This window comes from Salinirubellus salinus (assembly GCF_025231485.1).
GTDB classification, from domain to species: Archaea; Halobacteriota; Halobacteria; order Halobacteriales; family Haloarculaceae; genus Salinirubellus; species Salinirubellus salinus.
This window is the reverse complement of sequence record NZ_CP104003.1, coordinates 554,609-575,406: the sequence shown is the minus strand read 5'-3', so window position 1 is coordinate 575,406 and position 20,798 is coordinate 554,609. Positions and strand designations below refer to the sequence as shown.

The 20,798-nt window shown below is 67.9% G+C and carries 19 protein-coding genes; 9 read left to right on the top strand and 10 right to left on the bottom strand.

Going from position 1 to position 20,798, the window contains the following annotated elements; translation table 11 throughout:
• Positions 1–54 precede the first annotated feature (54 nt).
• From N0B31_RS03210 to N0B31_RS03175, 8 genes are all read left to right on the top strand, one after another.
• The gene (locus N0B31_RS03210) at positions 55–2,109 is read left to right on the top strand and encodes a bacterio-opsin activator domain-containing protein (protein ID WP_260594374.1); all 2,055 of its coding nucleotides are present in this window, start codon (positions 55–57) and stop codon (positions 2,107–2,109) included.
• Positions 2,110–2,178: 69 nt separating this feature from the next.
• Entirely contained in the window at positions 2,179–4,170 is a 1,992-nt protein-coding gene (acs, locus tag N0B31_RS03205; protein ID WP_260594373.1) for an acetate--CoA ligase, read from the top strand.
• Positions 4,171–4,414: 244 nt separating this feature from the next.
• Entirely contained in the window at positions 4,415–5,833 is a 1,419-nt protein-coding gene (locus tag N0B31_RS03200; protein WP_260594372.1) for a substrate-binding protein, read from the top strand.
• A gap of 120 nt (positions 5,834–5,953) precedes the next feature.
• Entirely contained in the window at positions 5,954–6,904 is a 951-nt protein-coding gene (locus tag N0B31_RS03195) for a branched-chain amino acid ABC transporter permease (protein ID WP_260594371.1), read from the top strand.
• Positions 6,901–8,316 (top strand): branched-chain amino acid ABC transporter permease, encoded by a 1,416-nt coding sequence (locus N0B31_RS03190; RefSeq protein WP_260594370.1) that lies wholly within the window; start codon positions 6,901–6,903, stop codon positions 8,314–8,316. The genes N0B31_RS03195 and N0B31_RS03190 overlap by 4 nt, the downstream gene beginning before the upstream one ends.
• Positions 8,316–9,173, top strand: coding sequence for an ABC transporter ATP-binding protein (locus N0B31_RS03185; protein ID WP_260594368.1), 858 nt, complete (start codon positions 8,316–8,318; stop codon positions 9,171–9,173). Before N0B31_RS03190 ends, N0B31_RS03185 begins: the two co-directional genes overlap by 1 nt.
• Entirely contained in the window at positions 9,170–9,913 is a 744-nt protein-coding gene (locus tag N0B31_RS03180; RefSeq protein WP_260594367.1) for an ABC transporter ATP-binding protein, read from the top strand. The genes N0B31_RS03185 and N0B31_RS03180 overlap by 4 nt, the downstream gene beginning before the upstream one ends.
• The gene (locus N0B31_RS03175) at positions 9,910–10,620 is read left to right on the top strand and encodes a thioredoxin family protein (protein ID WP_260594365.1); all 711 of its coding nucleotides are present in this window, start codon (positions 9,910–9,912) and stop codon (positions 10,618–10,620) included. The genes N0B31_RS03180 and N0B31_RS03175 overlap by 4 nt, the downstream gene beginning before the upstream one ends.
• A gap of 66 nt (positions 10,621–10,686) precedes the next feature.
• Here the strand turns inward: N0B31_RS03175 and N0B31_RS03170 are convergent, their stop codons facing one another.
• Entirely contained in the window at positions 10,687–11,535 is an 849-nt protein-coding gene (locus N0B31_RS03170; protein ID WP_260594363.1) for a DUF7537 family lipoprotein, read from the bottom strand.
• An 84-nt stretch (positions 11,536–11,619) separates the two neighbouring features.
• Between N0B31_RS03170 and N0B31_RS03165 the strand changes: the two genes are divergently transcribed.
• Complete coding sequence (locus N0B31_RS03165) at positions 11,620–13,236, top strand: class I adenylate-forming enzyme family protein (protein WP_260594361.1); 1,617 nt, start codon at positions 11,620–11,622, stop codon at positions 13,234–13,236.
• An 18-nt stretch (positions 13,237–13,254) separates the two neighbouring features.
• On the opposite strand, the gene N0B31_RS03160 is transcribed toward N0B31_RS03165, so the two are convergent.
• The 9 genes from N0B31_RS03160 to N0B31_RS03120 form a co-directional block, all read right to left on the bottom strand.
• Complete coding sequence (locus N0B31_RS03160; RefSeq protein WP_260594360.1) at positions 13,255–13,680, bottom strand: universal stress protein; 426 nt, start codon at positions 13,678–13,680, stop codon at positions 13,255–13,257.
• Positions 13,681–13,775: 95 nt separating this feature from the next.
• A complete protein-coding gene (locus N0B31_RS03155) occupies positions 13,776–14,072 on the bottom strand; it encodes a DUF7520 family protein (RefSeq protein ID WP_260594358.1) in 297 nt (98 codons plus the stop codon).
• Between the two features lie 260 nt (positions 14,073–14,332).
• Positions 14,333–16,156 (bottom strand): cytochrome c oxidase subunit I, encoded by a 1,824-nt coding sequence (ctaD, locus tag N0B31_RS03150; protein ID WP_260594356.1) that lies wholly within the window; start codon positions 16,154–16,156, stop codon positions 14,333–14,335.
• A 161-nt stretch (positions 16,157–16,317) separates the two neighbouring features.
• Complete coding sequence (locus N0B31_RS03145) at positions 16,318–16,686, bottom strand: DUF6684 family protein (RefSeq protein ID WP_260594355.1); 369 nt, start codon at positions 16,684–16,686, stop codon at positions 16,318–16,320.
• 64 nt (positions 16,687–16,750) lie between these two features.
• Positions 16,751–17,173, bottom strand: a complete 423-nt coding sequence (locus N0B31_RS03140) for a DUF7541 family protein (RefSeq protein ID WP_260594354.1) — start codon at positions 17,171–17,173, stop codon at positions 16,751–16,753.
• Positions 17,174–17,230: 57 nt separating this feature from the next.
• On the bottom strand, positions 17,231–18,097 hold the full coding sequence (locus tag N0B31_RS03135) for a hypothetical protein (RefSeq protein WP_260594353.1): 867 nt from the start codon (positions 18,095–18,097) through the stop codon (positions 17,231–17,233).
• 62 nt (positions 18,098–18,159) lie between these two features.
• Positions 18,160–18,411 (bottom strand): DUF7410 domain-containing protein, encoded by a 252-nt coding sequence (locus tag N0B31_RS03130; RefSeq protein WP_260594352.1) that lies wholly within the window; start codon positions 18,409–18,411, stop codon positions 18,160–18,162.
• Entirely contained in the window at positions 18,411–19,799 is a 1,389-nt protein-coding gene (locus N0B31_RS03125; protein WP_260594350.1) for a hypothetical protein, read from the bottom strand. The genes N0B31_RS03130 and N0B31_RS03125 overlap by 1 nt, the downstream gene beginning before the upstream one ends.
• A 75-nt stretch (positions 19,800–19,874) precedes the next feature.
• Complete coding sequence (locus N0B31_RS03120) at positions 19,875–20,729, bottom strand: cytochrome c oxidase subunit 3 (protein ID WP_260594349.1); 855 nt, start codon at positions 20,727–20,729, stop codon at positions 19,875–19,877.
• Positions 20,730–20,798: the final 69 nt, after the last annotated feature.

The following is a 20,798-nucleotide window of genomic DNA, read 5'->3' as shown; positions in this document are numbered from 1 at the left end:
TGTCGGCGGCAGTACACGGTGGTTTTATTTCGTCTCACCAGTAAGGCCCGAAGCATGTCGGAGACGGAGTCGGACGTCGGCCGGTCGCCGCTCGAGGGCCGGTACAGCCGACTCCTCCGCGCGACCCGAACCTACCGGGAGCGGTTGGTGGTCCGCCTCGCGGGTGAGGCGGGGTTGCGCCCCGCCGAGATGAGTAGTCTCATGCCCGCCGATGTCACCGCTCGAATCGCCGAGGGACGGGTCCACTACCTGCTGACGGTCCGCGACGAGTCGGGCGACACCGTCCGGACGGCCTACCTCCCGCCGGACCTGGAGCGTGAACTCTCGCGCTACGCGGCCAGCAACGGCGTCGACGAGTCGGAGCCCCTGTTCGACGTGACCCCGCGACGCCTCCAGATGCTCGTCGGCGAGGTGGCCGACAGCGCGGCCGACGCGGGCGACGAGTGCCTGCGATCGGTCTCCAGCGCGGACCTGCGCCGGCGATACGGCCGGTGGCTGCTGGAACGCGGCGTCGACCCCGCCGTGGTGATGGCCGTCGGTGGGTGGCGTCGACTCGACGCGCTCGCACCCGACGGCGACCCCGACGGTGCGGCCGTCGCGGCGGCGTTCGCGCGTGCCACGGAGGGCGGCGACGACCGCTTCCGTGCCGCGTTCGACCGCCTCGAACACCCGGTCGCGTTGCTGGACGGCGGGGGGGCCGTGGTGCACGCCAATCCCCGGTTCGAGGCACTCGTGGGCGACCGAGAGTCCACCGGGCTCGACGTCCGGCGGCTCGTCTGGCCGGCGGACGCGACGTGGGCCGACCTCTGGGAGACGGCACTCGCCAGCGAGACGTGGGTCGGCGAGGCGACGGTCGGCGAGGAGACGGAGTCGACCGCCGGTCGCCTGACGCTCACGGCACTCGCGGAGCGAGACGGCGCGAGTGACGGCTTCCTGCTGACGGTGCACCCGGAGACGAGTACGGGCGACGGCGCCGAACTGGCCCGGTTGCGCGCGGTCCAGGATGCGGCCGCGGGAGTCCACGAGGCGCTGGACGACGTCTCGACGGAGTCGGCCATCTTCCGCGTGACGTGTGAGACGCTCGCGGCGGCCGGACCCATCGAGTTCGCGTGGGTGAGCCGTTCCGAAACCGACGGCCCTGGAGAACTGGTCGCGTCGAGCGGAATCGGGACGGAGGCGGCCCAGCGGCTCCGCCACCACCCCGAAACGACCGACGCCGACGCGCCGGCAGTCCCGGACGCGGTTCGGTGTTCGGCGGTCGACCGGGACGGCGAGAGTCGGTGCTGGCTCGTCCGGGTGCCCCTGCACCACGAGGGCGGCTCGACGGGGGTGCTCGTCGTCGGGACGCCCGTCTCCCCCTCGCCGGCCGAGCGGGCCGCCCTCGAGAACCTCGGCGGCCGGGTGTCGAGCGCCGTCGCGGCCGTCGAGTGGAAACGCCTGTTGCTGGCGGACGAACTGCTCGAGCTCGAGTTCCGATCCGACGACCACGACTCGCTGTTCGTCGCCGGGTCTGCCGAACTCGACTGCTCGTTCACCGTCGCCGGGCTCGTCCCGCTGGACGAGGACTCGCTGTTGTTCTACGTCACCGTCAGCGGGGCACCGCCGGACGAGGTGCTGGCGTTCACCCGCGAGGCGGCGGCCGGGGCGCGGCTGGTGGCCGACCACCGCGAGGAGAGCGTCCTCGAGGTGACGGTCGACGAGGCGTCGCTCGCCGGGAACGTCGTCGAGTACGGCGCGAACGTCCGCGAACTCGTCGCGGAGGACGGACACGCCCGGATGCGTTGCGAGGTGGCCCCCTGCGCCGACGTCCGAGCCATCGCGGAACACGTCGCCGACGGGTCGCCGTCGGCAAATCTCGTCGCCAAGCGTGAGGCGGAACCCTCGGTGCGGACGCCGACGGAGTTCCAGCGCTCGCTCGACGGCAAGCTCACGGACCGCCAGCGCTCCGTGTTGCAGGCGGCGTACCACGCGGGCTACTTCGACTGGCCTCGTGGGTCGACGGCCGAGGACCTCGCGGACTCCATCGGCGTCTCCTCGCCCACGCTCCACAACCACCTCCGTCGCGGACAGCGGAAACTGCTGGCCACGTTCTTCGACGACGCGGAGTGAGACCGTGCGAGGTGGTTACATTAGTTAGACCCCCCCTTCATTAGCCAGATGGACCGTAGCTGATACGTCATGTCCGACTCAGAGGATCCCGAGGCGTCTGCCACCATCGAGGCACGGCTCAGGGAACAGGAGTACTTCCGGCCACCCACGAAGTTCGTCGGTCAGGCCAACGCGACGGACCCGGCCATCCACGACGAGCTGGACGAGTTCCCCGACGGATTCGAGCGCTACGCCGAACTGCTCGACTGGGACGAGTCGTGGGACCAGACGTTCGACGGCTCGAACCCGCCGTTCTTCGAGTGGTTCGTCGGTGGTAAGCTCAACGCGTCGTACAACTGCGTCGACCGGCACCTGGAGGAGCGCAAGAACCAGACGGCGCTGCTCTGGGAGGGGACCGACGGTGAGCAGGAGAACATCACCTATCAGGACCTCTACCGCCGGGTCAACGAGATGGCCGCCGCACTCCGCGCGCAGGGTGTCGAGGAGGACGACGTGGTCACCGTCCACCTCCCGATGGTGCCCGCGCTGCCCATCACGATGCTCGCGTGTGCCCGCATCGGTGCGCCCCATTCGGTCGTCTTCGCCGGGTTCTCCGCGCAGGCGCTCGCCGAGCGCGTCGACTCGGCGCAGTCCGACTACATCGTCACCATCGACGGCTACTACCGCCGCGGCGACTTCCTCGAACACATCGAGAAGACCGACGACGCGCTGAAACAGACCGACCGCGACCCGACGGTCCTCCAGTGGAACCGGCACGACGAAGCGAAGGCCGACGTCGACGACGACTACGTCGAGGTCGACTCGCTGCTGGAGGAGCACGCCCTCGAGACGGTCGAACCAGTCTCGCGCGACGCCGAGGACCCGCTGTTCCTGATGTACACCTCGGGGACCACGGGCAAGCCGAAGGGGTGCCAGCACCGGACCGGTGGCTACCTCGCGTACGCGGCCGCGACGTCGAAGAACGTGCTCGACATCAAGCCCGAGGACACATACTGGTGTGCCGCGGACATCGGCTGGATCACGGGGCACTCCTACATCGTCTACGGCCCGCTCGCGCTCGGTACCACCTCGGTGATGTACGAGGACACGCCGGACCACCCGCACAAGGGCCGCATCTGGGAGATCGCCGAGAAGTACGACGTGGACATCTTCCACACCTCCCCCACCGCGGTGCGGATGTTCATGAAGTGGGGCGAGGAGTACCCCGAGAGCTACGACTTCGACTTCCGGCACATGACGACGGTGGGCGAACCCATCCAGCCGGAGGCGTGGCTCTGGTACTACAAGCACATCGGGGACGAGGACGCCGTCATCGTCGACACCTGGTGGCAGACCGAGACCGGGGGCCACCTCATCACGAACCTGCCCGCGCTGGACGACATGAAGCCCGGTAGCGCCGGCAAGCCCGCCCCCGGCATCAAGCCCGCGCTCGTCGACGACCAGGGCGAGAAGCTCCCCGAGGCCAGCGGGCAGGCGGGGAACCTCATCATCGAGCGGCCGTGGCCGTCGATGCTCCAGACGGTGTACGGCAACGACGAGCGGTTCATCTCCACGTACTGGGAGGACTTCTCCGACACCGACTCGGACGACTGGACCGACTGGAACTACAAGGCCGGCGACGGTGCCGTCCAGGCCCAGGACGGCTACTGGCGCATCCTCGGGCGGCTCGACGACGTGATGAACGTCGCCGGACACCGCCTCGGGACGATGGAACTCGAGTCCGCCGTGAGCGAGGTGGAGGCTGTCGCGGAGGCGGCCGTCGCGCCCCGCAAGGATGCCGAGAAGGGCGAGGTGCCGGACGTCTACGTCATCCTCCGCGAGGGTGTCGAGCGGAGCGACGCCGTGAAGGCGGACATCGTCGGCGCCGTCGAGGAGGAGATCGGGAAGTTCGCGCGGCCCGCGAACGTCATCTTCGTCGACGAACTCCCGAAGACGCGCTCGGGGAAGATCATGCGCCGCCTGCTCGAGGAGATATCCAACGGCGAGGAACTCGGGGACACGACGACGCTGCGGGACCCCTCCGTGCCCGAGCAGATTCGCGAGCAGATCCACGGCGACTGACGGAGGACGCCGAGACTCACCATCCTCGTCGACTGAGTCGGCACCGCGTGGCCGACTGAGTCGGCACCGCGCAGACTGACGGCGGGCGCCGCGCGCCCCCGCGACACCACTTTCGACCCTGTCACCGCCCCCGACCACCTCCAGCCGCCGTCAGGACGGGGTGCCGAGGGAGCCGTCGTAGAACGGGTTGTAATCTTTAGGGAGGGCATTTATGTTGGGATATGCCATGGCAACGGGTGTCGCTATGGAAGACAGTCGACCTACACGGCGCGATGTGGTGAAGGGTTCGGCGGCCGCGGGGGCCGTCGGTCTCGCCGGACTGGCGGGATGTACCCAGGGCGGACAGAACGACGGCGGGGGCGGTGACGATGGCAACGGCGGTGGCGGCGACGACGACGGCAACGGCGGTGGCGGCGACGACGGGGGCTCGACCGAGTACCCGTCGCTCGGCAACTTCCCCGTCGAGGGAGACACGGTCACCTTCGGGTTCAACGTCCCGCAATCGGGGTCGTACTCCCAGGAGGGCGAGGACGAGCTTCGGGGCTACGACCTCGCGAAGCAGCACCTGAACAACGGTGGCGGCTGGGTCGACCAGTGGGACGACCTCTCGGGCGACGGCGTGCTCGGGAAGACCGTCGAGTCGGTGAACGGTGACACCGCGACGGACCCCGACACGGCTCGCCAGTCCGCCTCGCGGATGATCAGCCGTGACGACGCCATCATGATCACCGGAGGGTCCTCCTCCGGTGTGGCCATCGCAGTCCAGGAGCTATGTCAGGAGGAGAAGGTCCAGTTCCAGTGCTGTCTCACGCACTCGAACGACACCACCGGCAGCGCGTGTGTCCGGTACTCGTTCCGTGAGATGTTCAACGCGTACATGACCGGACAGGCGCTCGCCCCCGTGGTTCGTGACGCCTACGGCGAGGACCTGAACTTCTACCAGCTGTACGCCGACTACACCTGGGGCCAGACCCAGCAGGCGTCGATGGAGCAGTTCTTCACCGACGTGGCGGGCTGGAGTCAGATCGACTCCGTCCCGACGCCGCTCGGGACGTCGGACTACTCCTCGTACCTGTCGGACGTCCCGGACGACGCCGACGTGCTGGTGCTGAACCACTACGGGCTGGACGCGGCGAACTCGCTCCCGCAGGCCATCGAGGCTGGGCTGGACGAGCGTCTCGAGATCATCGTCCCGCTGTACAACCGCCTGATGGCGCAGGCGGCGAGCGACTCCATCGAGGGCATCTTCGGGACGGCCGACTGGAACTGGAAGCTCGACGAGGAGTACACGCAGAGCTTCGTCGAGTCGTTCCAGGAGGAGTACGACCAGCCGCCGTCCTACGCGGCCCGGCTGGCGTACACCCAGACGATGCAGTACGCGGCGGCGGTCGAGCGTGCGGGGACGTTCTACCCGCCGGAGGTCATCCGCGAGATGGAGGACTACGAGTTCGACAACGCCGGGCTGGGTGGCGAGCTGATGCGTGGCTCGGACCACCAGGCGTTCCGTGACGTGCTGGTCGTGCAGGGGAAGGCCCCGGGCGACCGTGACTCCGAGTTCGACCTGCTGAACGTGGTCAACCAGACACCGCGCGACGACCTCGGCTACGGTCCGGACGAGGGACCGGCCGCCGAGTGTGAGCTGGGCGAGTACGGCGACGAGTAGACGCACCGTTCGGCCCGCACCCCGTTCTTTGCCGGGCGCAGACACCAACTACGAACCTATGATACACTTACGACATACGACTCGAACGCGCGCGGGATTCACTCTGGAGGTGGTCGCGCGATGGTACTAGAGACGGCAGTGGAAGTCGTCCTCAACGGCCTGCAGCAGGGGGCCATCTTCGCCCTGCTCGGTATCGGACTGACCATCATCCTGGGGACGATGAAGTTCCTCAACCTCGCCCACGGGGCGCTCTACCTCATCGGCGGCTACGCAGGGATGTACGTCATCCGGGAGACGACACTCTCGACAGGCTATCTGGAGAGCATCGGCGTGACCACCGTGGGACTGGGACTGGGCTTCGCGGCGGCGATGGTGCTCGTCCCCATCTTCGGCTTCGTCGTCGGGCTCCTGATGGAGCGCTACGTCGCCGAACCGTTCTACGACCGCCCGGAGACGGACCAGTTGTTGGTCACCTTCGGCCTGGCGCTCATCGTTCAGGAGGTTGTCAAGTTCCTGATGGGCGGGAGCACGTTCCAGCCCGCGACGCCGGAACAGGTGCTCGGCATCAGCGTCGGCGGACCCATCGAACTGCCTATCGTCGGTAACTACCCGCAGTGGCGACTCTACATCGTCCTCATCGCGCTGGTGGTCATCGGCCTGACCTACCTCGTCATCGAGAAGACGGACTTCGGGCTGGTGGTGCAGGCCGGCACACAGGACTCCGAGATGGTCCGTCTGCTCGGCATCAAGATCAACCGCTCGTACAGCCTCGTGTTCGCCATGGGGGCAGCACTCGCCGCGTTCGCGGGCCTCATCGGCGTCTCGTTCCAGACGGTCAGTCCCCAGATAGGGACGGAACAGGCGCTGATTCCGGCGTTCCTCGTCCTCGTCGTCGGGGGCGCGGGGAGCGTCGTGGGCGCCATCTTCGGCGGCTTCGTCCTCGGCATCACCATCGCGGCGATGACGGTGCTCGCCTCGCAGTGGGCACAGATCGTCCTCTACGCGGTGGCCGCGGGCGTCCTCCTGTTCCGCCCCGAGGGCCTGTTCGGGAGCGCGGAGGTGGGCGAATGAGCCGGGACGGCGACACGCCGGTGGAGACGGACGGCGGGACGGTCGTCGACGACGCCGACTCCGGTTCGGGGTCGATCGGCGGCCCCATCGGCGAGGCCTACCGCTCGCTCCGTGAGAACGAGTTCTCCGTCGTCATCGGGAGTGCGCTGTTCCTCGTCGTCTTCCCGTACCTCCTCATCGAGGGGATGGGGATGCTCAACGAGTCGCTGGGTGACCCCGGTATCGGCGGGTACGAGGGCCTCGCGTCGCTCGTGCTCATCTACGGCATCATCGTCATCGGCTTCAACCTCCTGCTGGGGTACACGGAGTTGCTCTCGTTCGGGCACGCGGCGTTCTTCGGCACCGCCGCCTACAGCGCCGCGCTGCTCTCCTCGACGGCCGAGATATCCTTCGCCGGCTTCTCGGCGACGATGCCCGGCATCACCTCGCCCATCGCGATGCTGGTGTTCGGGACGGCGCTGGCGACGCTGCTGGCGTGGCCCATCGGGTTCATGTCCATCCGGCGGTCCGGCGTCTACTTCGCGGTGTTGACCCTGACGTTCGGGCAGATGCTCTACTTCTTCGCTCTCGGGCCGGGGTCGGGCATCACCAACGGTGACAACGGGTTCAGCGACGTGAACGTCGGGAGCCTGCTCGGGATGGTCGACTTCGGCGAACCGGTCTCCCAGTTCGGCGCGCTCTACCTGCCCGTGATCGGGAACTTCGAGATTCCGTTCCTCGTCTCGCTCGACTACGTCCCCATCGAGTACGTGTTCGTCGCGGTGCTGTTCCTGCTCGCGCTGACCGTCGCGAACCGCATCGTCAACTCCCCGTACGGCCTCATCTTCGAGGCGCTCGGAGAGAACGAGCAGCGCGTCGAGTTCGTCGGCCTGAACGTGTTCCGCTACAAGTTGATGGCCTTCATCATCAGTGGCGCGTTCGCCGGTATGGGCGGGGCGCTGTTCGTGATGCACGAGTCGTTCATCCACCCGGCGACGGCACTCTACTGGATCCAGTCGGGGGACTTCGTCATCATGACCGTCCTCGGCGGTACGGGGTCGCTCATCGGCCCGGTGTTCGGGGCGTTCATCTTCGAGTACATCGCGAACGTCATCTCGGGGGCGACGATACCCGTGATCGGCGAGATCGGGTCGCTCTGGCGGCTCATCCTGGGCGCCGTCTTCGTCTTCATCGTGTGGGTGTTCCCACGCGGTGCCTACGGCGCACTGGTGGACCTGAAGAAGTTCCTGGTTCGCGCGGTGGAGTCGCTCGTCTGGGCGGTCCGGAACCCGAGTGAGGCGCCGGGCGCGTTCACCGACTGGCTCCGCGGTGTCGGGCGCGGCATCGCCACATGGCTCCGCGGTGTCGGTCGTGGGGTAACGAGCCGGGTCCGTGGGATGCTCTCGCTCGTCGGTGTCGGAGGTGGGAGCTGATGGGGCTCCTCGAGATGGAAGGGCTCACGAAGCGCTTCTCCGGGCTGACGGCCGTCGACGACGTCGACCTGACGGTCGAACGCGGCGAGACGAAGGCCATCATCGGCCCGAACGGCGCCGGCAAGTCGACGACCATCAACCTCGTCACCGGCCTCCTCGAACCGACCGAGGGGCACGTCTACTACGACCTGTCCGACGAGGACGCCGCGGACCTCCACGAGATCCGCGAGGTCCCCGACGACGAACGTGACCAGCAGCAACGACAGCGCATCGAGCAACTCCGCAAGGAGTACGGCATCACGGGCTCCGAGCCGCACGAGGTGGTCCAGAAGGGCATCAGCAAGTCGTTCCAGACCGCCTCCATCTTCCCAGGGATGACCGCCCGCGAGAACGTCCAGATGGCGGCGCTGGCGAACGAGCACGGCTCGTTCCAGCTCAACTTCCTCCGGAAGCGTGACTCGTTCACGGAGGTGGACGAGACGGCCACGGAGATGCTGGAGGCCGTCGAACTACACGGCTCGGACGACGTGGAGGCCGGCAGCCTCCCGTACGGCGACAAGCGCCGGCTGGAGATCGCCATCGCCCTCGCCTCGGAGCCGGACCTGCTGTTCATGGACGAGCCGACCGCCGGGATGAGCCCCGAGGAGACGCAGTCGACGGTCGACCTCGTCGAGCGGCTGCAGGAGGAACTCGGCCTGACCATCGTCCTCGTCGAACACGACATGGAGATCATCTTCCGCATCGCCGACAGCATCGCCGTCCTCAATCGCGGGGCCATCATCGCCGACGGCACCCCGGAGGAGGTACAGGACAACACCGACGTCCAGGAGGCGTACCTCGGAGGTGTCGAACTGTGAGCCTGCTGGAGGTCGACTCCATCGACGCCTACTACGGCCAGAGTCACATCCTCAGGGACCTCTCGATGGAGATCGCCGACGGCGAGGTCTGCGCCCTGCTGGGTCGGAACGGCGCGGGCAAGACCACGACGCTGCGCTCCATCGCGGGGGCGGCGCCGCCGGACGTCCGCGACGGCGAGATACGGTTCGAGGGTAAGACCATCGCCGGCCGCCCGACAGAGGACGTCTCGATGTCCGGCATCGGCCTCGTCCCGGAGGAACGGCGCATCTTCCCGAACCTCACCGTGGAGGAGAACCTCCACCTCGCGGAGGTGTCGCGCAACCGTTCGAACCTCGTCGGCCGCGCGCTGGGACAGGTGAACGAGGCTCGTCCCCTGCAGGAGATGTACGACGCGTTCCCGCGGCTGGACGAACGGCAGAACCAGATGGCAGGCACGCTCTCGGGTGGTGAACAGCAGATGCTCGCCATCGCACGGGCGCTCCGACAGAACCCGAAACTGCTGATGCTCGACGAACCCTACGAGGGACTCGCGCCGAAGATCATCGAGGACGTGGAGGACGCCATCCGGCGCATCAGCGAGGAGGGCACCACGGTCCTGCTCGTCGAGCAGAACGCCGCGGCGGCCATCAAGATCGCCGAGCGGTGTTACATCGTCGACCAGGGGAGCATCGTCTACGAGGGCCACTCGGAGGACCTGCGAGAAGACGAGGAGACGAGACAGCGGTACCTAGGCGTATGAACGAGGAACGGACCACAGCACAACGGTACGAGTTCCTCCTCGACTGCGGCGTGCTGGTCGAGGAGCGCGACGACCCCGACCGCCTCGCGGCGAGCGAGGCCTACGACGCCGAGCGTGGCGTCTACCACGACACCTACGGCGACGCGAGCGACGAGGTGTTCCACGGGACGCTCGCCGACCTGTTCGACATGAGCGACGAGGAGGCCGCCGAGACGGCCACTGAGCTCGGCATCACGCGCGCGGAGCTGGTGGCGTTCCTCTCGCTGCGAGGCTACTTCAAGCGTCAGGCGCCCGACGTGGAGGTGTCGCGCGACGAACTGCTGCACCTCGCCACGCTGGTGGCGGGCGTCTCCGCCACCTCACCGGTGCCAGAGGCGATGCCCGAGGTCGACGACGAGGACTACGAGGCGTTCCTCGAGGCGAACGAGGACGCCGTCGTCTTCGTCTGGAGACTCCACTGCGAGCCGTGCGACCGGATGAAGGACGACCTCGACGCCATCCTCTCGGCCGTCCCCAACGGCGTCGCGGTGGCCGGCGTCGACGGCGAGTCGGTGAGCGACTTCCGGCGCGCGTTCGACGTGGACGCCGCGCCCGCCACGCTCACCTTCGCCGACGGAGCACTCCTCGACGCGGTGAGCGGGCGGCGCACGCCCGAACAACTCGAGGAACTGTTCACCTCGGCGTTCGGCGAAGCGGCGACGAACTGAGCGTCGGCCCGACCGACCGACTCGCTCGGCCACACCCCGTGGCCGACTGTCTTCCTCCGCTCCCCGCTACTCCGAGAGCGCCCGGTCCACCCACGGCGGACGGGTCACGTCCGTCGCGCCGACCCGGTCGTAGCGGAGCCGGCGGGTCACCTCGACGGTTCGGCCGTCCACGGTGCCGACGTAGGTGAGCGTCAGCGAGCGGACGAGTCCGTCGGCGGTCACCTCCGCACGGAGGTCGACCTCGCGTGGGTCCTCGACGCCGAGTTCGATGGGTGCTGTGGCGCGCGTCCCGACGACGGTGTAGGTGGTCGGTCCACTGTCGACGGCACGGCCGGTGGTCCGGGTGGGGATGGCGGTGAACGTTCGGGTGAGGAACTCGCGAGGGTTCCCGCCTCGGCCGCCGAACGGGACGGTTCGGGCCCAGTACTGCCACGTCCCGGCCCCGTTCGTCGGCTGGAACGTGGTGTAGGTGGTGCTCCCGGCGTGGGTCAGCCGTCGGGTGTACACCGAGCCGTTGGACCAGAACGCCGCCGACGCGGGGGGCCGCCCGAGGAACACCGGTGCGCGCGGGCCGGCCGTCTCGGCGTGCGCGAGGTACGACCGGTCGGCGCCGAGCGAGAGGTTCAACTCGAGTCGCTCCCGGAGCGTCCCGTTCGGGTACCGCGTGGTGCGTGTCGCGGTCAGGGTGTAGGACCGGTCGGCGAGTCTGGCGACGTGGGCCACCGCGAGCGTCCGGGCGTCGACCACCCCCTCGCGGGTCAGGCCGGGCGCGAGGGTGCCGTCCGGTCCGGCCGTCGGGACGGGGGCGGGCGTGGCCGTCGTCGTCCCCGGCCGTGGCTCGGGGTTCGGCGACAGCGTGCTGCACCCGGAGAGGAGCAGACAGAGTGCGAGGGCGGCTACCGACACGCGTCCCATGGGTGGGTGGTCGGCGGCCGCCGATATACGCGTACCCCCTAGAGGCCGGTTTTATTATTTGGGGACCGGTGGCTAGGGACAGTCATGCGAAAACCACTCCTGGTGACCGAGTTCCTGGACCGGGCGCGGGACAACTACCCCGAGGCCGAGGCGGTCGTCGCAACGACCGGTGAACGGTACAGTTACGCGGAGCTGGGCGCACGCTCGGACGCGTTCTCCGAGGTGCTGCAGGACCACGGGATCGAGAAGGGTGACCGAGTCGCGGTCCTGGACCCGAACACACACTACCACCTCGAGGCCGCGTACGGTATCTTCCAGGCTGGCGGCGTCCACACCCCGCTCAACTACCGGCTGACGCCGAAGGACTACACGTACATCCTGAACGACGCCGGGGTGGACGCCATCTACGCCGACTGGGACTACGCCGACAAGATCGAGGAGATACGCGACGAGGTGCCGACGGAGACCTTCATCACGAACGACACGGAGAAGGTGGACGGCGACTGGCAGTCGTTCGACGACCTCGTCGAAGCGGCCGACGGGGACTACGACCGCCCCGAGATGTCCGAGGACGAGATCTGTACCATCAACTACACCTCGGGCACCACGGGCGACCCGAAGGGGGTCTGTCGGACCCACCGGACCGAGACCATCCACGCGTACCTCATCTCCAGCCACCAGGACATCTCGGACGACGACGTCTACCTCTGGACGCTGCCGATGTTCCACGCCAACGGCTGGGGCCACATCTTCGCCATCACCGGCAACGCCGCGAAACACGTCTGCACCCGCGGTATCGACGCCGGGTGGATATTCGAGACGGTCCGGGACGAGGACGTCTCGTACATGTGTGCCGCGCCGACGGTGCTGAACATGCTCCTCGAGTACCACGGGGCCAACGAGGACGTCGTCACGGAGGGTGCGGCCGACGTCCGCGTCGCCACGGCGGGGTCGGCCCCGCCGGAGGCCACCATCCGCACCATCGAGGACGAGTTCGGCTGGTACATGATCCACGTCTACGGGCTGACCGAGACGGGGCCGCTCATCACCACCAGCAACGCTCGTCGCCTGTTCGACGACGACGACGCCGCTCGCTTCGACGTCAAGAAGCGGCAGGGGATGGCCTACCTCGGGACCGAGATCCGCGTGGTCGACGAGGACGGCGAGCAGGTGCCACGCGACGACAAGCACATCGGCGAGGTGGTCGTCCGTGGCAACCAGGTGATGGAGAAGTACTGGAACAAGCCCGAGGAGACCCACGAGGCGTTCAACGACCGTATCGAGGGCTGGTTCCACACCGGTGACCTCGCCACGATGAACGAGAACGGGATGATCTCCATCCAGGACCGCAAGAAGGACCTCATCATCTCCGGCGGGGAGAACATCTCCTCCATCGAGGTGGAGGACGCGCTGTACGACCACCCGGCGGTCGGTGCCGCGGCGGTCATCCCCGCCCCCTCGGACAAGTACGGCGAGACGGTCAAGGCGTTCGTCGTCCCGGCGAACGGCGACCCGGAGAACCCCGGCGTCACGGAGGAGGAACTCAAGCAGTTCACGCGGGAGGAACTGGCCTCCTACAAGCGCGTGCGGCGCGTCGAGTTCGTGAAGGAGCTCCCCACGACGGCCACGGGGAAGGTCCAGAAGTACGAGCTCCGCAAGCGCGAGTGGGACGAGGAAGAGCGGATGATCGGCCAGGGATAGTCGTCGACCGGCGACGGCCTACGATCGCGGCGTCTCGTTCTCCGGCAGGTCACCGACGACGAGGACCGGCTGGTCCGCGGTGACGACGATGCGCTGCGCACCCGGCCTGAGCCCCCGTTTCCCGGCCGGCGTCCGGCGCCGGGCACCGACACAGATGCAGTCGGCGTCTTCCTCGGTGGCCACGTCGAGGACGGCCCGTGGCGGGTCGCCGGGCCGTGTGACCGCCCTCGCGTCCACCCCTGCCGTCCCCAGCGTGTCGAGCGCCCGGGCGACGCTCGGGACGGACTCGATGTCGTCCGGGTCGTCGGTGACGTGGACGACGCTCACGCGCACCTCACCGGGGAGGTCCAGCACCGCCTCGAGTTTCTCCCCGAGCGTGTCGTCCTCCGGGGCGACCCCCATCACCACGTGGTACATGGTCTCAGATTCGAGAGCGTCGGTCATCCGTCTTGTGATTCACCCGACGGAATCGGCAATTCGACGGGCGAGCCGCTACGTGTGTCTACGTCTCACGCAATACACAGCCCGTCCGTGGAGGATCAGTCGACGTACCGACTCGAGACGAACATCACGCCGACGAGGAGGACACCGAGCACCGTCGCCAGCGTGATGCCCCCGTAGGCCGCCATCCCGAGCGGCGTCGGCGGCATGTCGACGAAGCCGAACAGTTGCGGGTCGAGGTCGCGGGGGCCGATGACCCCGAGGACGAACCCCGTGAACGTCGCGATGCCGACCACGATAACGTAGAGCGTGGCCACGAGCCGGCGGCCCGACAGGCCGACAGTCGGCTCGTCCACGCCCGTGAACCCCTCCTCCGTACTGGTCGAATCGCTCACATCACGACTACGGAGCCGCCGAGGATTAGCCTTTTGACCTCGCTCCACCAACACGGGGTATGGAGGAGAAGGACCTGCTCGTCGGCGTCCTCGGCGGGGTAGCCATCATGATGTTCGTGACCGGAATCGTCCTCGTCCTGACGTCGGTCTGAGGGCGAGCGTAGCGTCCCCGAGCGGTCTCGTTCGTACGGTCGTCTCGTCGGGAGCGCTGGCGCTCTGCAGGAGGCGAAGCGAGTGGAGAACAGCGAACGGTGGGCGGGTTACTCGTCGTCGTCAGCGACGCGGCGGACCGCAGCGGTGAGGTTCTCGTTCACGATGCGGCCGCCGTCGGTGACGAGTTCCTCGTCCTCGACCTCGCCACCGTCAGCGCGGGCGAGCTGTGCCTCGAACCACTGGAACTCGCGGCCGAACATGCCGTCTTCCTTGAGGTTCCACGGGTCGCCGTCCTCGACCGTCGGCCCCTCGTAGTACGAGGAGACGAGGTTCCAGAGCCAGATGAGCTGGCCGATCATGAGGATGAACGCGCCCACGGTCGCGATCTGGTGGAGGCTCGTGACCTCGGCCAGCGGCGCGATAGCGGCGTCGAAGTTGTACGTCGCGTAGCGCCGGGGCATCCCGAGGTAGCCCAGCAGGAGGAACGCGAAGAACGTGATGTTCGTCCCGACCATCGAGAGCCAGAAGTGCCACTTCGCCAGCGTCCGCTGGTACATCTTGCCGGTGACGATGGGGTACCAGTAGTAGATGGCACCGAAGCCGGCGAAGGCGATCATCCCCATCACGACGTAGTGGAAGTGCCCGACGACGTAGTAGGTGTCGTGGAGCACGAGGTCCACCGGGATGGCCGCGAGGAACACGCCGGTGATGCCACCGATGACGAAGTTACTGATGAACCCGATACAGAACAGCATCGGGGCGGTCAGTCGGATCTTCCCGTTCCAGAGCGTCGTGATCCAGTTGAACGTCTTGACTGCGGATGGTATCGCGATGGCCAACGAGACGGCCATGAAGCTCGCACGGATGCGCGGGTCGATGCCCGTGCTGAACATGTGGTGCGCCCAGACACCGAACGAGAGGACGCCGATGGCCAGCGTGGAGTAGACGACGAACTTGAAGCCGAAGAGCTTGCGGCCCGCGAACTTGGGGAGGATCCACGACACCAGCCCCATCGGCGGCAACACGAGGATGTAGACCTCGGGGTGGCCGAAGAACCAGAACAGGTGCTGCCAGAGGATGGGCGAACCACCGTCGACGGCGAAGAACGCCGTCCCGAAGTTCCGGTCGAGCAGCAGCATCACCAGCGCGCTCCCGAGCAGCGGGAACGCGAACAGGATGAGCGCGCTCTGGGTGAGGATGGTCCAGCTGAAGATGTCGAGGTTGGCCCAGTTGACCTTCTCCGAGCGCTCGGTGAAGATGGTCGCGATGAAGTTGATCGCACCCATCGTCGCCGAGACACCGGACAGGTGTAGACCCAGCAGCATCAGGTCGACGCCGGGGTTGACCTGCTCGGCCGACAGCGGTGTGTACATCGTCCAGCTCGTCTGGGCGGGCGCGATCTCGTTGCCCGTCAGGGGCGCGGTGAAGAACCCGGCCCAGATGAGGACTGCCGCCGGGGGCAGCAGCCAGAACGCGATGGCGTTGATGCGCGGGAACGCCATGTCGTCCGCGCCGATGAGGAGCGGGACGAAGTAGTTCGAGAACGCCGCGATGATGGGCGTCCCGAACAGGAACAGCATCGTGATGCCGTGGGACGTGAGCAGGCTGTTGTAGAACTGCGCCTGCATGACGTCGAACCCCGGTGCGGCCAGTTCCACACGCATCAGCATGACGGCGGCACCGCCCCAGAGGAAGGCGATGGTGCCGTAGAGGCCGTACAGGATGCCGATGTCCTTGTGGTCGACTGTGGTGAACCAGCGGATGAGACCGGCTGGCTTCTCCGAGTGCCCGTGGCTGGTCTCGCCGCCGTAACCGGCGCCACCAGCGAGGGGCGTGTACGAGCGCAGGTCCCCGTAGCGGCTCACCAGGGCGACGATGCCCACCAGTAGAACCCCCATGAGGACAGTCAACGCTAGCTGCTCTCCTGCCATACACCACGGTGAGGACTGAGGGGTTAGAAAGGTTGCGAACGCCGTGCGGGTGGCCGATTCCTCTGGGGCGAGAAAGCGGCAAGAATGAGCACCGGCCGCCGCCAGCCGAGGGGGCGGCCGCAGGTGCGCTGTTCAGCGACGAGCGGCGGTCGAGGAACGGACTACTCTTCGGTCTCCTCGGCGCCCGCCTCAGCCTCCTCGACCTCGTCGTCCGCCTCGGCCTCGGTCTCCTCGGCGGCCTCGACCTCCTCGGCCCCGACACTCTCCGAGACGGCCTCCAGTCCCTGCATCGCCTCCAGTTCCTTCTCGGACTCCGAGATGGCCTTCCCGGAGACGTAGGTGAGGATGAACAGCGCGACGAACGTCACGATGACGATGGTCATCTGGATAGCCTGCGCGGCGAGGTCCGTCCCGAACGGGTTGACGACGAGGAAGAGGACGACGAAGAACAACATGATGCCGAGCGGGATGGCGTTGACCGTCAGGTCGAGGAGCGTCTCGCGGTCGAAGGTGCGGGACTCTTGTGGCATTACCGGACCGTTTGGAGAGGGGAAGTAAGACGTTACTGTTTGCGGACGACGCTGGGGGGGCTGGTCACTCCGGGACGCTCGGGTCCGCGTCGACGACGAAACGGCCGGCGAAGCCGCCGAAGACGGCGATGACACCCGCGCCGAGGATGGCGTAGCCACGCACCACGACCACGCTGTCGCTCGCGAGTGCGCTCAGTAGGTCCGTACCCACCTGTGAGTAGAGCACGCCCACGCCCGCGAGGACGAGGAGTGCCCCGAGCGCCCCGAGCAGTTTCCACGGCCGCGCGACGTAGCCGGCCTCGTGGACGATGCCGGCCACGCTCCCGACGAACAGCAACAGGCCGGCGACGGCCACGGGGTACAACCCTTCCATGACGATACCCACCTCGGCCACGGCGAGGCCGACGGCGACGAACAGGGGCCACGGACTCATCTTCTTGGGCGTCTCGACGCCGCCCCCGGTGTCGGTGTCCGCACGCTGCTCCATACCCGCGTGTAGGGTCACGCGCTCAAAGGCGCGTCGGTCCCGGACAGGGAGGGCCGGTCAGCGCCGGTACTCGACCAGCTCCATCTCGAGGAGCACCTCCCCGTCGTCCTGGTACACGACGTAGTACAGCGGCATCCCGACGTCCGTGGCGACACAGGTGTTCGAGAACAGCGTCGACTCCTCGCCCTCGAAGCGGTAGGTGTCGACCACGAAGCAGGACTGCCCGGCGTACTGGCGCTGCTCGGTCACCTCGAAGGTGAACCCGCTCGGTGGCTCGTCGGACTCCCGGTCGGGGCTCTCGTAGCGCCACGTGTCGCCCACGGAGAGTTCGGAGATGCGCGGGTCGACGTTCGTCACCACGTTGTACCGGTAGAGCCAGATCCACCCTCGACCGTTCTGCGTGAGCGCCAGCTCCGGGCTCAGGAGGATGCGACCGATGGACCCGTCCGCCGAACTGTAGGTTTCCGTCTCCTCGCCCCGCGTGAGCGTCACCTCGAGGTCCGCGTCCAGCCACTCGCCACCCTCGACGCTCTGAATCTCCATCCGGACCGGGATCCCCGTGTCGTCCTCGGACTGGAACCCGTTGGTCCCCTCGTAGACGAAGTACTCGCCGGGGCGGAAGACGGGGAACGGCGAGCGGTCGATGTAGTCCGCCATCTGGGCCTCGGTCTGCACGTCGTCGAAGTCGTCGACTGGCTGGAAGCCGGCCACCGGGTCGCCGCCGCGCCCCCCGTCGGAGCCACCGCCGGACGAGCCACCGGGACTACCGGAGCCACTCCCGGACGAGCCACCCGAACCGCCCGAGCCACCCGAGGCACTGGCCGACGGGGTCGCGGCCGGGGCGTCACCGCCACCGCCGAGCCCGACACAGCCACTGGTCACGACGAGCAACGCCACCACGACGAGCAGTCCACGCCCTGTCATGGACAGTCACGGTTCCCAGCGGGTTTCCCCGTTGCTTGGCGGGTGCCAAGGCGTGGGCCTCGCTACAGCGAGAACGCGTACAGGATGAGGAAGCCGAAGTAGACGAGCACGAGCGCCGCCAGCGCCTTCAGCCGGAACAGCCTGAGGTCCTCGCGCTCGGCGTCCTCGGCGGCCTCGTAGGCCTCCCGTTCGGCGTGAGTCAGCGCCTCGTCGTGGGCCTGTCCGACGTGCAGGTCGCGGTGTCGCTCGCGGGCGAACGCCGCCTCGCAGTACGGACACTCGACCCGGTCGGCGCTCGGCTCCTCCCCCGTCATCAGACGAACGGTGGGGCCGCGTACGGTCGGGAGACGATCCAGAGCGAGGTCATCGTGTAGAACACCATCACGGCGGTGAGCGCGTACTGGCTGCGGATGGCCTGCATCCGCGAGGGGAACAGGTCGTACGCGACGGCGTGGGCCACCCAGATGGCGACGAGGTGGCCGAGCAGGACGAACGCGAGTTCGAACCCGTCGAACCACACCGGGAGGACGATGGCCCGCGGCGCCGGGGGGGAGAGCGGGGCCGTCAGCACCCCGAGCAGCGTCGGGAGGAGTTCGACGAAGTACCCGAGGTAGTGCGCGAGGTGGTAGCCGGCGGCGATGGCCAGGAGCGAGGGGGCGAACCGGCGCGCCAGCAGGTCGACGTCGAGGTACGACTCGGCCGACTCTCGGCCCCGTCGGACCGCCACCCGGAACAGGACGAGGAACAGGGCGAACCCGGCCACGAGCGCGAGCGGGTAGAGCAGGGCCGCGGGGGCCCCGAGCCCCACGAGCGGCCGGAGTACGTCTCCCCACGGCGGCGTCGCCACGAGGCCGTCGTAGCTCGTCACCCAGAGCAACGCGACGACGAACGCCACCTCCGAGCGGGAGTCGACGAGCGTCTCGCTCTCGAGGCCCGTTCCGGGGATGCGGAACCGGAGTCGACCGTCGTCGTCCCGGTAGAGCGGCGCCACCGCGCCGTAGTAGCGGAACACACGTGAGACGGGGTCGACGCGCTCGAAGTAGCGGTCGGTCCCGAGGTAGACGGCGCCCGCCAGCGTGACGACGGTGTAGGCGACGACCACGCCGGCCAGCAGTCGTGGGGCGTCGGCGAGCGGACTCACCACCTCCAGCCAGATGAGTCCCAGCAGGCCGGCGACGGCGGGCCACGCCCCGACCCGCTCGGGATAGGGCCGGTCGAGCGACGGGAGCACCGAGGCGATGGTCCGCCACGGGTTCAGGACCGGCCACGTGTTCCCGAGCGTGTAGGTCGTCATCGTGAACCCGGCCCACCACGCCACCCAGACGACGAGCACGGCGAGGTTCGCCAGCGGTTCGCGCGGGCCGAACAGGCCGACGCCGACGACGGCGACGAGGCCGAGGACGCCCACCGCACGGCCGACCACTACGAGTCCGCGGACCACGGTCTCGGAGAGGCTCACCGACCGCCGGTACTCCTCCACGGAGCGGATGAACGCCCGGTCGGTGACGAACGAGGCCAGCAGGAAGGAGGCGCCGACGACGCCGCCGCCAGTCGCGAGGAAGAGCCAGAGTGGGATGGACAGCGAGCGGGCGGGGGACGAGCGCAGACTCCCGCCGTGCGCCAGCGCTGTCCCCGAGAGTGCCACGGCTCCCACGAGCGAGACGAGGAGCACGACGGTGCGAGTGCGGGGACGGGAACGCATCTGGCTGGAGTAGTGCCGGCGAGGAACTGTATCTTGCGAACGACGGCCGTGCGGTGCGGGTGCGGGTCGAACCGTTCAGCCGAGGACGGCCCCGACGTACAGGACGACGACGAGGAACACCCAGACGACGTCGACGAAGTGCCAGTACATCGACACCGTCGAGACGGAGGTGTGGCGCTCGGGGGAGTACTGCCCGTACAGGCTCCGGATGAAGACGATGAGCAGGAGCACTGCCCCGAGCGAGACGTGGAGGCCGTGGAGGCCGGTCAGGCCGTAGAACGCCGAGGCGTAGGCACCCTCGGTGATGGTGAAGCCCTCGTGCACGATGAACTCGTAGTACTCGTACACCTGCCCGCCGAGGAAGACGATGCCCAGCAGGAGCGTCACGCCGAGCAGGCCCACGAAGCGCTGGCGGTCACCGCGGATGAGCGCGACGTGCGAGTAGTGCAGCGTCACGCTCGAGATGATGAGCAGGATGGTGTTGGCGATGACGAGGTTGCCGAAGATGTTGCCCGAGACGACGAGTTCGGGGAGATTCGTCCACGCGTCCGCGCGGATGAAGAAGTAGTAGACGAACCCGGCACCGAAGGTGGCTATCTCACTCCCGAGGAACAGGAGCATCGCGAACTTCAGGCCGCTCCCGTGGCCGGCACCGTCCCAGTAGGCCTTCACGAAGGCGTGGTAGACCCAGCCGTAGAGGCCGATCAGGAACACGGCGACGCCCGCGACGGCCGCCGCGGGACCGTATATCTCCGGGACGAACGGGTTCTCACCCTGCGCGAGGACGAACAGCCCGATGCCGACGTAGATGACCGAGGCGCCGATGGCGGTGATGAACGGCCACCATGATGCCTCACCGAACCCACGGGGCCAGTCCTCGACCGCCGGGAGGTGGTGGGCGTGGCCACCCTCTTCCGATTCGTGACTCATGGTCCGCGGTTACGAGTCGGCGGGCAAAAACCCTCCTACTCGCGGGCGGGGATCGCGGCAAGAAGCGTC